The organism is Streptomyces sp. 147326 (assembly GCF_045000215.1).
In the GTDB taxonomy this organism is placed as follows: Bacteria; Actinomycetota; Actinomycetes; order Streptomycetales; family Streptomycetaceae; genus Streptomyces.
In genome coordinates this window covers 2,577,633-2,591,914 of record NZ_CP134201.1, presented here as the reverse complement: position 1 = coordinate 2,591,914, position 14,282 = coordinate 2,577,633, and the positions used below count along the sequence as shown (strand labels likewise).

The following is a 14,282-nucleotide window of genomic DNA, read 5'->3' as shown; positions in this document are numbered from 1 at the left end:
TCGTTCGTCCCCCTGGTGGTTTCGAGGCGTGGAGTGCAGCCCCCCACTATGCCGCTGCCGCCCAGGACGACACAGCCCGGGGCCGTGGTTCCTGTTGCCGGCCCCTTGCACGGCAAGGATCTTGGGGCCACCCGTGATCCGTCGCCGTCACCGTCGTTGGTACGTACGGGGGATGGGGGAGCAGCGTTGGTGTTCGAGGCGCAATCCGGAAGAGCGTTCAGTGCGGGAGGACCGACACTCGTGGCTTTGACCGAGCCGGCCGCGGCGGCGGCCGCGACACACACCCCGCCGCAGGACGCGCCCCAAGTGCCGCCACAGGGCGGCCGGGTACCGGGCCGAGGCGAACGCGGCGGCTCCGTCGCCGCCGACGGGATCCTGCGCAGGCAGGCGCAGCGGGAGTCCGCCGCCCGGACGTACGCGCGCTCCCTGCCCATCGTCCCGGTGCGGGCCCGGGGGCTGACCATCGAGGGCGCCGACGGCCGCCGCTACCTCGACTGCCTCTCCGGCGCGGGAACCCTCGCCCTCGGGCACAACCACCCGGTGGTGCTCGAAGCCGTGCGGGGGGTCCTCGACTCGGGGGCCCCGCTGCACGTGCTCGACCTCGCGACGCCGGTCAAGGACGCCTTCACCACCGAGCTGTTCACCAACCTGCCTCCGGCGCTGGCAGCCGACGCGCGCATCCAGTTCTGCGGGCCGGCCGGTACGGACGCCGTGGAGGCCGCCCTCAAACTGGTGCGCACCGCGACCGGGAGGTCCGGGCTGCTCGCCTTCACCGGGGCCTACCACGGCATGACCGCAGGGGCGCTGGACGCCTCGGGCGGCGCCCCGGACGTACGGGTGACCCGGCTGCCGTACCCGCATGACTTCCGCTGCCCGTTCGGTGTCGGCGGCGCCGAGGGCGCCGAACTCGCCGCGCGCTGGACGGAGAACCTGCTGGACGACCCCAAGGGCGGGGTGCCCGCCCCGGCGGGCCTGATCGTCGAACCCGTCCAGGGCGAGGGCGGGGTCATTCCCGCCCCGGACGCCTGGCTGCGCCGGATGCGCGAGATCACCACGGCGAGGGCGATCCCGCTGATCGCCGACGAGGTGCAGACGGGCGTCGGCCGCACCGGTGCCTTCTGGGGCGTCGACCACGCCGGGGTGGTGCCGGACGTGATGGTCCTGTCCAAGGCGATCGGCGGCAGCCTGCCGCTCGCGGTGATCGTGTACCGGGCCGGCCTGGACGTCTGGGCCCCCGGAGCCCATGCCGGAACCTTTCGCGGCAACCAGCTCGCCATGGCTGCCGGAACCGCCACGCTCGCCTTCGTGCGCGAGAACCGCCTCGCCGAGCGCGCCGCCGTCCTCGGCGAGCGGATGCTGACGGCGCTGCGCGGTCTGGCCGCCGGCCATCCCTGCATGGGGGACGTCCGGGGCCGGGGCCTGATGATCGGCGTCGAACTCGTCGATCCCGAGAGCGGGGCCGCCGCACCGGCCCTCGCCGCGGCCGTCCGCCAGGAGTGCCTGGACCGCGGCCTGATCGTCGAACTCGGTGGCCGACACGGCGCCGTAGTCCGCCTGCTCCCCCCGCTGACCCTGACCGACGAGCAGGCCGCGGCGGTCCTGGACCGCCTGGCCGACGCCATCCCGGCCGCTGCCCGCCGGACCCACTGACCCGCGAGGACCCGCGATGCCAGAGCCGCACCAGTCCACCCCCACCACCCCGAACCCCCTCCCGGATTCCCCGCCCGCCCACCAACCACCCCTGGCTCCCGCCCACCAGCCGTCACCGCCGCCGGCCCCCGCCCCGGTACGCGACACCGCCGGCTCCACGACCCCCACGCCGCCGCCGGATCCCGCACCGACCCCCCATCCCCACCCACCCACCCCCGACTCCGCGACGAGCCCGTCACCCCACCCGATCGAGGACCGCCACCCGCAGCCGACCTCGGCCGCATCTCCCGACACCGCTGCCCCGGGCTCCGCGGTGGGTCAGTCGTGCAGCCCGATGGAGGACCGGCGCCCGTGGCCGCCTGCGGCTGTGTCTCCCGACACGGCCGCCCCGGGCTCCGTGGTGGGTCAGCCCGCCTTCCCGATGGGGGACAGGCCGCTGTCGCCGACCTCTGAGGTGTCTCCCGACACCGCCTCGGGCTCGGCGGTGAGCCCGTCGGCCCGCCCTGTCGAGGACCGGCCGCTGTCGCCGGCCGCCGAGGTGTCTCCCGGCACCGCCCAGGGCCCCGCGGTGAGCCCGTCGGCTCGTCCGATGGAAGGCCGGCAGCAGTGGCCGACCTCTGCAGCGTCTCCCGACGCCGCCACCGTCCCGGGTTCGGCCACGGCGCTGCCCGCTCCCGCCGACGACACTCCGGCAGCGCCCCCCGCGGCCCCGCGAGCCGCCGACGGCGGGCAGCCCCCCTTGGCCGCAAGACCGCACGGAACCTCCGCAGACCCGGCCACGGACTCCCGCCCCGGTACGTCGGCCCACCCCGGCGGTGCCACCCCGGAGCCCGAGGCAGAGGGCCCGGCGGGCACCACCGCCACCCCGCGAGGCGGCGAGGCCGGGCAGCTCGCCGCCGGCACCGGCGCACCGGTCACCGTGCCGCGCCAGAAGGACGGCACGCCCAGAGCCCGTTCCGGGTGGTCGGGCCCCGTCTGGCCGGAGCCGGCCGCGCTGCCCGACCTCCTGGACCATCCGGACCCGGCCGTCGCCGCCGAGGCCGCGGCGGTGGAGAACCTGCTCCGGTGCTGGGTCCGCGAAGCCGGTGTCGGCCGCCCCGACGGCCCCGCCGGAACCCCCCTTCGCATCCCCCTCCCCGCATCGGGCACCGCCGTACTCGTCGCCGTCCGCTACTGGTCCCAGGTCGGCTGGCACCGATTCGGCCCGGCCCGGCTCGAAGGCTCCCCCGCCGGCGCACCCTGCCTGGACGCCGTCACCTTCGCCTCCCTCATCGCCCGTGAGGGCACCAGAGGCGGCCGCGGCGGCGCCGATCTCGTCGGCCGGGTCGCCGACTCGGTGCGCCGTACCACCGAGTTCATCGCCGACCGACGCGAACGCCCCACCGCCCCGGCCCCCGTGGGCGGGGACCGCTTCCTCACCGCCGAACAGTCACTCCTCCTCGGTCACCCCCTCCAACCCGACCCGAAGAGCCGCGAAGGACTCTCCGAAGCCGAGGCGCGTCACTACTCGCCCGAACTCCACGGCTCCTTCCCCCTGCACTGGTTCGCGGTAGACCCCTCCGTCCTCGCCACCGCATCGGCCTGGACCGAGCGCGGACGCCCCGTCTCCGCGCCCCAGCTCCTCGGCCGACTCGCCCCCGGGCTCCCGCTGCCCGACGGCGCCACCCCCCTTCCCCTGCACCCCTGGCAGGCCCGAGACCTCCTCCAGCGCCCCGCTGTCACCGCCCTCCGCGACGCAGGGCTTCTGCACGATCTGGGCCCGCACGGCGAACCCTGGTACCCCACCTCCTCCGTCCGCACCGTCCACCGTCCTGGCGCCCCCGCGATGCTCAAGCTCTCCCTGGGCCTGCGCATCACCAACTCCCGCCGCGAGAACCTCCGCAAGGAACTGCACCGGGGCGTCGAGGTCCACCGGTTGCTCCGCACCGGCCTGGCCGAGCAGTGGCAGGCGGTCCACCCCGGCTTCGACATCGTCCGCGACCCCGCCTGGGTCGCCGTGGACGCCCCGGACGGCACCCCCGTTCCCGGACTCGACGCCCTGCTGCGCCACAACCCCTTCCGCTCGGGCGACGACGCCGTCTGCATCGCCGCGCTCACCGCTCCCCGCCCATGGCCCGGCCGGACCACCATGAACTCGCGCCTCGCCGAACTCATCTCCCGCCTCGCCGCCGCCACCGGACGCAGCACGTCCGCCGTCGCCGCCGAGTGGTTCCTGCGCTACCTCGACCACGTCGTCCTGCCGGTCCTCGCCTTCGACGCGCTCGCCGGCATCGCCCTCGAAGCGCACCAGCAGAACACCCTGGTCCTCCTCGACCCGGCCGGCTGGCCGAATGGCGGCCGCTACCGCGACAACCAGGGCTACTACTTCCGCGCATCCCGCCGCGCGGAACTGGAGCACCGGCTCCCCGGAATCGGAAGCGCCAGCGACACCTTCGTCTCCGACGCCGTCACCGACGAACGGTTCGCCTACTACCTGGGCATCAACAACGTGCTCGGCCTCATCGGCGCCTTCGGATCCCAGCGGCTCGCCGACGAACGCGTGCTCCTCGCCGCCTTCCGCCGCTTCCTCGCCAAGGCCGCGGGCCTCGGCCCGCTCCCCACGCGGCTCCTCGACTCGCCCACCCTGCGCTGCAAGGCGAATCTGCTCACCCGCCTGGGCGGTCTCGACGAGCTGGTCGGCCCCGTCGACACCCAGTCCGTCTACGTCACCATCACCAACCCCCTTCACGATTGACGCGTCGGCGCCGACGCGGAGAAGAGCCCCCGATGCGCTCCACCGACACACACGCCCACTCCGCCGGCTCCGCCACCGACGCCTTCGGCGCCGTCGAGCTGGTGGAGCACACCGTCGAACCACGGCTCAACGCCGACCTGTTGCCGCTGCTCGCCGAGGCCGACCTGCTCGATTCGCCGGCCCTCTGGGGCAGCACCGCCACACCCGCCGGAGCCTTCCGCCTCGAACCCGTACGGCCGGGCCGTGACCTCGAGCTCCTCACCGGCTGGATGAACGATCCCGAGGTGGCCGCCTACTGGGAACTCGCCGGCCCCGCCGCGGTCACCGCGGCCCACCTACGGGCACAGCTCGACGGCGACGGCCGCAGCATCCCCTGCCTCGGCCTCCTCGACGGCACGCCGATGAGCTACTGGGAGATCTACCGGGCCGACCTCGACCCGCTCTCCCGCCACTACCCGGCGCGCCCCCACGACACGGGTATCCACCTGCTCATCGGAGACGGCACGAACCGCGGCCGCGGCCTGGGCACGACCCTGCTGCGCGCCGTCGCCGACCTCGTCCTCGGCAACCGCCCCCGCTGCACTCGTGTCATCGCGGAACCGGACATCCGCAACACCCCCTCCGTATCTGCCTTCCTGAGCTCCGGTTTCCGCTGCTCCGCGGAAATCGACCTTCCCGAGAAGCGTGCCGCCCTGATGGTCCGGGAGCGGGCGCTGCGCAATCTCCTCTGAGTGCCGCCCCACAAGCCCTGACCGTCGTCGCCGCTTCGCACCTCTCCCTTAGAAAACTCTGCGTCACGCAGCAAAGTTCCCGATCTTCGAGGAGTCCCGTGCCGAACTTCCACGCAGCCCCCGACCCGACGGAACCCACCGTGCAGCCGTCGCCCCAGCACCCCTGCACTCCTCCCGAACTCAACCCTCCGACCTGGGACTTCGCCGCCCGCCGACTGCTCGCCAAGATGATCGCCGAGTTCGCCTACGAGGAGGTCATCAGTCCCGTCCCCGTCCCGGCCGCCGCCGGCGACGCGTGGACCCTGCCCCTCGACGACGGCAGCAGCCTCGGCTTCCGCGCCCGCCGCCGCTCGTACGGCAGCTGGCACGTCGCACCCGACACCATCACCCTCACGCCGCCGCCGGCCACCCCCCAGGCACCCACGGCCTCCGGTGGCCCGACCGCTTCCGCTCACCCGACCGCTTCCGCTCACCCGACCGCCGCCGATAGCCCGACCGCCTTCGGGGACCCCTACGCCTTCCTCATCCGCGCCCGCACCCTCCTCGGACTCGACGGCCCCACCCTCGGCCACCTCATCCGCGAGCTCAGCGCCACCCTCGCCGCCGACGCCTGGATCGACCACACCGCCCTCACCGCCGACGTCCTCGCCGACCTCGACTACGCCGCGCTCGAAGGGCACCAGACCGGCCACCCCTGGCTCGTCCTCAACAAGGGCCGCATCGGACTCTCCGCCTCCGACACCGCCGCCTGGGCCCCCGAGGCCCGCACCCGCCAGCGCCTGCCGTGGCTCGCCGCCCACACCTCGCTCGCCGCCTACCGCGGCACTGCCGGACTGGAGGACCCCGCCCGCCTCTACTCCGCCGAGCTCGACCCCGTCACCCGCGCCACCTACGACCAGGCCCTCCGGGACCGCGGCCTCGACCCGCTCCACTACCTCTACCTACCGGTCCACCCCTGGCAGTGGGACGAGGTCGTCCTCCCCCTCTTCGCCCCGGCGCTCTCCTCCGGCGCACTCGTGCCGCTCCCCGCCGATCCCGACCTGCGCCTGCCCCAGCAGTCGATCCGCACCTTCCTCAACCTCAGCCGCCCCGACCGGCACAGCGTCAAACTCCCGCTCTCCGTCTTCAACACCATGGTCTGGCGCGGTCTGCCCTCCGACCTGGCCCTCGCCGCCCCTGCCGTCACCGCCTGGATCCACTCCCTCCGCGACGCCGACCCCTTCCTGCGCGACGAGTGCCGGGTCGTCCTGCTCGGCGAGGTCGCCTCCGTCACCGTCCGCCACCCGGTCTACGAGGAGCTCCCGGAGGTCCCGTACCAGTACAAGGAGCTTCTCGGTGCGATCTGGCGCCAGCCCCTCACCGGGCTCCTCGCCCCCGGCGAGCGCGCCCGCACCCTCGCCTCCCTCCTCCACACCGACCCGCGCGGCCGGTCCTTCACCGCCGAGCTCGTGGCCCGGTCCGGGCTGACCCCCACCGTCTGGCTGCAGCGCCTCTTCGCCGCCCTCCTGCCGCCGCTGCTGCACTTCCTCTACCGCTACGGCACCGTCTTCTCCCCGCACGGCGAGAACGCCATCGTGATCTTCGACGAGCGTGACGTCCCGGTCCGGCTCGGGGTCAAGGACTTCGTGGACGACATCAACATCACGGACGAAGCGCTGCCCGAGCTGGCTTCCCTGCCCGACGAGGTCCGGGCCGCCCTGCTCACCGAGCCCGCCGACTACCTGCCGCAGTTCATCCACTCCGGGCTGTTCGTCGGCGTCTTCCGCTACCTGTCGGCCCTGTGCGAGGACCGCCTCGGCGTTCCGGAGGAAGCGTTCTGGTCCTTCGTGCGGGCGGAGATCCTGCGCCACCAGGCCCGCTTTCCGGAGCTCAAGGACCGCTACGAGCTCTTCGACCTGCTCGGCGAACGCATCGGGCGGCTCTGCCTCAATCGGAACCGGCTCTACGAGGACGGTTACCGCGACCGCCCCGACCGCCCGCACGCCGTGCAGCACGGCACCGTACCCAACCCTTTGTACCGGCCGTGATTCCTCGTCGGTGCACTCGCTGTCGGTGGGGCCCCGTAGGGTTGGCAGTGCTATGACGAAGCCCTCCCTCCCCGACCTGCTGCACGCCGCCGTCTCCGCCGTCGGCGGCACGGAGCGCCCCGGCCAGGTGGCCATGGCCGAAGCCGTCGCCGAAGCGATCGACGACAACTCCCACCGGCTCATCCAGGCCGGTACCGGCACCGGCAAGTCCTTGGGCTACCTGGTGCCGGCCCTCGCCCACGGCGAGCGCGTGGTCGTGGCCACCGCGACCCTCGCCCTCCAGCGCCAGCTCGTCGAGCGTGATCTGCCCCGGACGGTGGAGGCACTGCATCCGCAGCTGCGCCGCCGCCCGCAGTTCGCCATGCTCAAGGGCCGGTCGAACTATCTGTGCCTGCACCGTCTGCACGAGGGTGCTCCGCAGGACGAGGAGGAGGGCCTCTTCGACCAGTTCGAAGCGGCCACGCCCACCAGCAAGCTCGGCAAGGACCTGCTGCGCCTGCGCGACTGGGCGGACGAGACGGAGACCGGTGACCGCGACGACCTGACCCCGGGCGTCTCGGACAAGGCCTGGTCGCAGATCTCCGTCTCCTCGCGCGAATGCCTGGGTGCGACGAAGTGCGCGTACGGGGCCGAGTGCTTCGCGGAGGCCGCCCGCGAGCGGGCCAAGCTCGCGGACGTGGTCGTCACCAACCACGCGCTGCTCGCCATCGACGCCATCGAAGGCGCCCCGGTGCTGCCGCAGCATGAGGTGCTGATCGTGGACGAGGCCCACGAGCTGGTCTCCCGGGTCACCGGCGTCGCCACCGGCGAGCTCACGCCAGGGCAGGTCAACCGGGCCGTGAAGCGTGCGGCCAAGCTGGTCGACGAGAAGACCGCCGACTCCCTGCAGACCGCCTCGGAGTCCTTCGAGCGGGTCATGGAGCTTGCGCTCCCGGGCCGCCTGGAGCAGGTCCCCGAAGACCTCGGCTACGCGCTGATGTCGCTGCGCGACGCCGCGCGCAACGTGATCTCGGCGATCGGCTCGACCCGCGACAAGTCCGTCCAAGACGAGGACGCGGTGCGCAAGCAGGCCCTGGCCGCGGTGGAGAGCGTCCACGGGGTGGCGGAGCGGATCGCCAACGGCTCCGAGTACGACGTCGTCTGGTACGAGCGCCACGACCGCTTCGGCGCCACCCTCCGGGTCGCCCCGCTGTCGGTGTCCGGCCTGCTGCGGGAAAAGCTGTTCGAGGACCGCTCGGTGGTCCTGACCTCGGCCACCCTCAAGCTGGGCGGTGACTTCAACGGTGTCGCGGCCTCCCTGGGGCTGTCTCCCGAGGGTGTCGAGGGGGACGACGTCCCCGTCTGGCGCGGCCTCGACGTCGGCTCGCCCTTCGACTACCCCAAGCAGGGCATCCTCTACGTCGCCAAGCACCTGGCCACGCCGGGCCGCGAGGGGACCCGCGGCGACATGATGGACGAGCTCGCCGAGCTGATCGAGGCGGCCGGCGGCCGGACCCTCGGTCTCTTCTCCTCCATGCGCGGGGCCAAGGCGGCCGCCGAGGAGCTGCGCGGCCGGCTCGACAACCCGATCCTGCTCCAGGGCGAGGAGACGCTCGGCGAGCTGATCAAGGCCTTCGCCGCGGATCCGAAGACCTGCCTGTTCGGGACGTTGTCGCTCTGGCAGGGCGTGGACGTGCCCGGCCCCAGCTGCCAGCTGGTGGTCATGGACCGGATCCCCTTCCCGCGCCCCGACGACCCGCTCATGAGCGCCCGCCAGAAGTCGGTGGAGGAGCACGGCGGCAACGGCTTCATGGCCGTCGCGGCCACCCATGCCGCCCTGCTGATGGCGCAGGGCGCGGGTCGTCTCGTACGGGCCACGGGCGACCGGGGCGTCGTCGCGGTGCTGGACCCCCGGCTGGCCACGGCCCGGTACGGGAGCTTCCTGCGGGCCACACTGCCGGACTTCTGGTACACCACGGACCGCAACCAGGCCCGCCGCTCCCTCGCGGCGATCGACGCGAAGGCCAAGGCCGACGGTATGTAGCAGTCCGCCGGTCCCCGGTCCCGGGTCCCAGATCCCGGGTCGCAACAGTTCCGAGGCGCACCGGAGGCGAACGAATCCCGGGGGACACGAAAGCCCCCGGGACCGGCGCAGTGGGTCCCGGGGGCCGGATGGAGGCGGCGGGGGGTCAGACCCGACGCAGCACCGCGACGACCTTGCCGAGGATGGTCGCGTCGTCGCCGGGAATCGGCTGGTAGGCGGCGTTGTGCGGGAGGAGCCAGACGTGGCCGTCCTCGCGCTTGAAGCGCTTGACGGTGGCCTCACCGTCGAGCATGGCGGCGACGATGTCGCCGTTCTCCGCGACGGGCTGGCGGCGGACCGTGACCCAGTCGCCGTCGCAGATGGCGGCCTCGATCATCGAGTCGCCGACGACCTTGAGGACGAAGAGCTCGCCGTCGCCGACGAGCTGGCGGGGGAGCGGGAACACGTCCTCGACCGACTCCTCGGCGAGGATCGGGCCGCCGGCCGCGATCCGGCCGACCAGGGGAACGTAGGAGGCGGCGGGCTTGCCGGTGGTGTCCGTGGGCTGCGAGCTGGGCTGGTCGGAGCCGCGTACCTCGTAGGCGCGGGGGCGGTGCGGGTCGCGGCGCAGGAAGCCCTTCCGCTCGAGGGCCATCAGCTGGTGGGCGACCGACGAGGTGCTGGACAGGCCGACCGCCTGGCCGATCTCCCGCATGGACGGCGGGTATCCCCGACGCTGCACGGAGTCGCGAATGACCTCGATGACCCTCCGCTGCCGGTCCGTGAGCCCGGAGCTGTCGGCGCGGATGCCTGGAGGTCGACCTGGCAGCGAGCGTGCGGGGCGTACTACGGGCTCCGCATCCGGGTTCAGGTTTGCGTCGTTCATGGCATGCACCGGCTCGAGTCGGCTCTGGGAGCGGTTCTGGGCAGTGATGGTGGCACTGTCTGCGGTGGTGGTCACGTCGGCCCCTCTCGAAATGTTCTCCCTAGCTGGACAACGGTAGTAGCTTTCGAAAGGTTGCGCCAAACACACGTTCGAGTGAAAAATCGCGGATCGTCCGGCGTGGGCATATCGAGGGGTGTATGGACGATCGGCTCGCCGAACGCGGGTTCGATCTGACGTCCGCTGCTTACGCTACCCTTCCCGATCGGGTCGCCGGGGTCCGGGCCCGTGTCGGCCGTGTCGGGTGCGCCGGCCTGTGCCCAGTGTGGCATCGAGGGGCCTCGTGACCGCATGGCGGACTCCGCGACACGCAGAGCCACGAAAATCCACTCCAACCCAAGATCTAGTGGTTGGATGGGCGCGGCCACCCAGAAGTAGTGGTCCTCGGGTCTGTTGAGGCTCCTGGGATCGCATATGCTGGTGGCTGCTCCACGAGCCCCCGACAGAGTCCGCCTCTGTTGTTCAGGGGCCTGTGGGGTGATTCTGTCGTGCCAAGAGGGAGGGTGAGGGAACCGTGCACTGCCCCTTCTGCAGGCACCCCGACAGCCGTGTCGTCGACAGCCGCACCACGGACGACGGTACGTCGATCCGCAGGCGCCGTCAGTGCCCCGACTGCTCCCGTCGCTTCACGACGGTGGAGACGGCCTCGCTGATGGTGATCAAGCGCAGCGGGGTGACGGAACCCTTCAGCCGTACCAAGGTCATCTCCGGCGTGCGCAAGGCGTGCCAGGGGCGGCCGGTCACCGAGGACGCCCTCGCCAAGCTCGGCCAGCGGGTCGAGGAGGCGGTGCGCGCCACCGGGAGCGCCGAGCTGACCACCCACGACGTGGGTCTGGCCATTCTCGGCCCGTTGCAGGAGCTCGACCTGGTCGCCTACCTGCGCTTCGCGTCCGTCTACAAAGCGTTCGACACCCTCGAAGACTTCGAGACCGCCATCGCGGAACTGCGCGAGCCGCGGCCTCACCCCCATGAGAGCGAGCCCGGAGGGACCGCTTCGGTCCCCGTGCCCGCCTCCGCCTCCGACTGACCGGACGGCCCGCGCCGCGATGCGCACGCACCGTGGCGGGGCCGGTCGGTCCGGAGGCCCCTCCCGGCGGGAGCCGGGGGAGAAAAAACGTAGAAACAGACACACAGCACCGTGCCGCGGAATAGCGCTGGCACTTTAGGGCGTTTTTGCCCGCATATGGGAGGAAGCGGCATGACAGAGACGGCGAGCAGCTCGGCACGTGGTTCCCGCGCCAAGGGGACCAAGGCTGCCAAGGGCGGCCTGCGTATCGAGCGCATCCACACCACCCCCGGCGTGCACCCTTACGACGAGGTGAGCTGGGAGCGCCGTGACGTCGTCATGACCAACTGGCGCGATGGCTCGGTCAACTTCGAGCAGCGTGGCGTCGAGTTCCCCGACTTCTGGTCGGTGAACGCGGTCAACATCGTCACCAGCAAGTACTTCCGCGGCGCGGTAGGCACCCCGCAGCGCGAGACCGGTCTGAAGCAGCTGATCGACCGGATCGTGAAGACGTACACGAAGGCCGGCGAGGACTTCGACTACTTCTCGTCGCCCGCCGACGTGGAGATCTTCGAGCACGAGCTGACCTACGCCCTCCTGCACCAGATCTTCAGCTTCAACTCCCCGGTGTGGTTCAACGTCGGCACGCCCCAGCCGCAGCAGGTCTCCGCCTGCTTCATCCTGGCCGTCGACGACTCCATGGAGTCGATCCTCGACTGGTACAAGGAAGAGGGCATGATCTTCAAGGGCGGCTCCGGCGCCGGCCTGAACCTCTCCCGCATCCGCTCCTCCAAGGAGCTCCTCTCCTCCGGCGGCAACGCCTCCGGTCCGGTCTCCTTCATGCGCGGCGCCGACGCGTCCGCGGGAACGATCAAGTCGGGCGGCGCCACCCGCCGCGCCGCCAAGATGGTCGTCCTGGACGTGGACCACCCGGACGTCGAGGCCTTCATCGAGACCAAGGTGAAGGAGGAGGAGAAGATCCGCGCCCTGCGCGACGCGGGCTTCGACATGGACCTGGGCGGCGACGACATCACGTCCGTCCAGTACCAGAACGCCAACAACTCCGTCCGCGTGAACGACGAGTTCATGACGGCCGTCGAGAACGGCACCGAGTTCGGCCTGCGGGCCCGCATGACCGGCGAGGTCATCGAGAAGGTCGACGCCAAGGCGCTCTTCCGCAAGCTCGCCGAAGCCGCGTGGGCCTGTGCCGACCCGGGCATCCAGTACGACGGTGTGATCAACAACTGGCACACCTGCCCCGAGTCCGGCCGCATCACCGCGTCCAACCCCTGCAGCGAGTACATGCACCTGGACAACACGTCCTGTAACCTCGCCTCGCTGAACCTGATGAAGTTCCTGAACGACGACGGCAAGGGCGACCAGTCCTTCGACGCCGAGCGCTTCGCCAAGGTCGTCGAGCTCGTCATCACCGCTATGGACATCTCCATCTGCTTCGCGGACTTCCCGACGCAGAAGATCGGCGACAACACCCGCGCCTTCCGCCAGCTGGGCATCGGCTACGCCAACCTCGGCGCCCTGCTGATGGCCACCGGCCACGCGTACGACTCGGACGGCGGCCGCACCCTCGCCGCGTCGATCACCTCGCTGATGACCGGTACGGCGTACAAGCGCTCCGCCGAGCTGGCCGCCATCGTCGGCCCGTACGACGGCTACGCCCGCAACGCCGAGTCCCACAAGCGCGTCATGAAGCAGCACGCCGACGCCAACGCCCTCGCGCCGCGCACCGAGGACCTCGACAACGTCATCTGGGCCGCGGCCACCGAGGCCTGGCAGGACGTCCTGCGCCTCGGCGAGAAGAACGGCTTCCGCAACTCCCAGGCCTCCGTCCTCGCGCCGACCGGCACCATCGGCCTCGCGATGTCCTGCGACACCACCGGTGTCGAGCCGGACCTGGCCCTGGTCAAGTTCAAGAAGCTCGTCGGCGGCGGCTCGATGCAGATCGTCAACGGCACCGTCCCGCAGGCCCTGCGCCGCCTGGGTTACCAGGAGGAGCAGATCGAGGCGATCGTCTCCCACATCGCCGAGCACGGCGTGGTCGTCGACGCCCCGGGCCTGAAGACCGAGCACTACTCGGTGTTCGACTGCGCCATGGGCGAGCGCTCCATCTCCGCGATGGGCCACGTCCGCATGATGGCCGCGATCCAGCCCTGGATCTCCGGCGCGATCTCGAAGACGGTCAACATGCCGGAGACGGCGACCGTCGAGGAGATCGAGGAGATCTACTTCGAGGCGTGGAAGATGGGCGTCAAGGCGCTCGCGATCTACCGCGACAACTGCAAGGTCGGCCAGCCCCTCTCCGCGAAGAAGAAGGAAGAGGAGAAGGAGGAGGTCACCGCCAAGACGGAGGAGACCATCCGCGCGGCCGTCGAGAAGGTCATCGAGTACCGACCGGTCCGCAAGCGCCTCCCGAAGGGCCGCCCGGGCATCACCACCTCCTTCACGGTCGGTGGCGCCGAGGGCTACATGACCGCGAACTCCTACCCGGACGACGGTCTGGGCGAGGTCTTCCTGAAGATGTCCAAGCAGGGCTCGACCCTCGCCGGCATGATGGACGCCTTCTCGATCGCCGTCTCGGTCGGTCTGCAGTACGGCGTGCCGCTGGAGACCTACGTCTCGAAGTTCACCAACATGCGCTTCGAGCCGGCCGGCATGACGGACGACCCGGACGTGCGGATGGCGCAGTCGATCGTCGACTACATCTTCCGCCGCCTGGCGCTCGACTTCCTGCCCTTCGAGACCCGCTCGGCCCTCGGCATCCACACCGCCGAGGAGCGCCAGCGCCACCTCGACACCGGCTCCTACGAGCCCCTCGAGGACGAGCTGGACACCGAGTCCCTGACCCAGTCGGTCCCGCTGGCCGCGGTGCCGTCGGCACCGAAGCCGGCCGTGACCGTCCCGGTCCCGGCTCCGAAGACGGCGCACAGCAGCGCCGAACTGGTCGAGATGCAGCTCGGCGTCTCCGCCGACGCCCCGCTCTGCTTCTCCTGCGGTACGAAGATGCAGCGCGCCGGCTCCTGCTACATCTGCGAGGGCTGCGGCTCCACCAGCGGCTGTAGCTGACACCGGGCGGGGCCGCGGCGGACGCACCGTCCGACGTAGCCCGCGCAGGTAGCTGACCAGCAGGTCACGAAGGGGACCGGCCCGAGGCCGGTCCCCTTCGTCGTGTCC

The 14,282-nt window shown here is 71.6% G+C and carries 9 protein-coding genes; 7 read left to right on the top strand and 2 right to left on the bottom strand.

Annotation, left to right across the window (positions count from 1 at the left end):
• Positions 1 to 306 precede the first annotated feature (306 nt).
• Positions 307 to 1,650 (top strand): diaminobutyrate--2-oxoglutarate transaminase family protein, encoded by a 1,344-nt coding sequence (locus RIU97_RS11220; protein ID WP_404962811.1) that lies wholly within the window; start codon positions 307 to 309, stop codon positions 1,648 to 1,650.
• 405 nt (positions 1,651 to 2,055) lie between these two features.
• Here RIU97_RS11220 and RIU97_RS11215 read toward each other — a convergent pair whose 3' ends face one another.
• Positions 2,056 to 2,310 (bottom strand): hypothetical protein, encoded by a 255-nt coding sequence (locus RIU97_RS11215; protein WP_404963117.1) that lies wholly within the window; start codon positions 2,308 to 2,310, stop codon positions 2,056 to 2,058.
• Here RIU97_RS11215 and RIU97_RS11210 point away from each other — a divergent pair.
• The 4 genes from RIU97_RS11210 (at position 2,240) to RIU97_RS11195 (ending at position 9,165) form a co-directional block, all read left to right on the top strand.
• Positions 2,240 to 4,384 carry an IucA/IucC family protein gene (locus tag RIU97_RS11210; protein ID WP_404962810.1) on the top strand — a complete coding sequence of 715 codons (2,145 nt, stop codon included), beginning with the start codon at positions 2,240 to 2,242 and terminating at the stop codon, positions 4,382 to 4,384. The genes RIU97_RS11215 and RIU97_RS11210 overlap by 71 nt on opposite strands.
• 32 nt (positions 4,385 to 4,416) lie before the next feature.
• Positions 4,417 to 5,115 carry a GNAT family N-acetyltransferase gene (locus RIU97_RS11205; RefSeq protein ID WP_404955767.1) on the top strand — a complete coding sequence of 233 codons (699 nt, stop codon included), beginning with the start codon at positions 4,417 to 4,419 and terminating at the stop codon, positions 5,113 to 5,115.
• Between the two features lie 98 nt (positions 5,116 to 5,213).
• Entirely contained in the window at positions 5,214 to 7,142 is a 1,929-nt protein-coding gene (locus tag RIU97_RS11200; RefSeq protein ID WP_404955765.1) for an IucA/IucC family protein, read from the top strand.
• Positions 7,143 to 7,194: 52 nt separating this feature from the next.
• Complete coding sequence (locus RIU97_RS11195; protein ID WP_404955762.1) at positions 7,195 to 9,165, top strand: ATP-dependent DNA helicase; 1,971 nt, start codon at positions 7,195 to 7,197, stop codon at positions 9,163 to 9,165.
• A 145-nt stretch (positions 9,166 to 9,310) separates the two neighbouring features.
• Here RIU97_RS11195 and lexA read toward each other — a convergent pair whose 3' ends face one another.
• Positions 9,311 to 10,105 (bottom strand): transcriptional repressor LexA, encoded by a 795-nt coding sequence (lexA, locus tag RIU97_RS11190; protein WP_030709636.1) that lies wholly within the window; start codon positions 10,103 to 10,105, stop codon positions 9,311 to 9,313.
• Between the two features lie 496 nt (positions 10,106 to 10,601).
• Here lexA and nrdR point away from each other — a divergent pair, with 496 nt between their 5' ends.
• A complete protein-coding gene (nrdR, locus tag RIU97_RS11185; protein ID WP_404955759.1) occupies positions 10,602 to 11,114 on the top strand; it encodes a transcriptional regulator NrdR in 513 nt (170 codons plus the stop codon).
• 171 nt (positions 11,115 to 11,285) lie between these two features.
• Positions 11,286 to 14,174 (top strand): vitamin B12-dependent ribonucleotide reductase, encoded by a 2,889-nt coding sequence (locus tag RIU97_RS11180; protein ID WP_404955757.1) that lies wholly within the window; start codon positions 11,286 to 11,288, stop codon positions 14,172 to 14,174.
• Positions 14,175 to 14,282 lie beyond the last annotated feature (108 nt).

Bases quoted from the DNA above. Each gene is read 5' to 3' on its own strand.
- RIU97_RS11205 (WP_404955767.1), top strand. From the start codon at position 4,417: ATGCGCTCCACCGACACACACGCCCACTCCGCCGGCTCCGCCACCGAC.
- RIU97_RS11180 (WP_404955757.1), top strand. From the start codon at position 11,286: ATGACAGAGACGGCGAGCAGCTCGGCACGTGGTTCCCGCGCCAAGGGG.
- RIU97_RS11195 (WP_404955762.1), top strand. From the start codon at position 7,195: ATGACGAAGCCCTCCCTCCCCGACCTGCTGCACGCCGCCGTCTCCGCC.
- RIU97_RS11210 (WP_404962810.1), top strand. From the start codon at position 2,240: ATGGAAGGCCGGCAGCAGTGGCCGACCTCTGCAGCGTCTCCCGACGCC.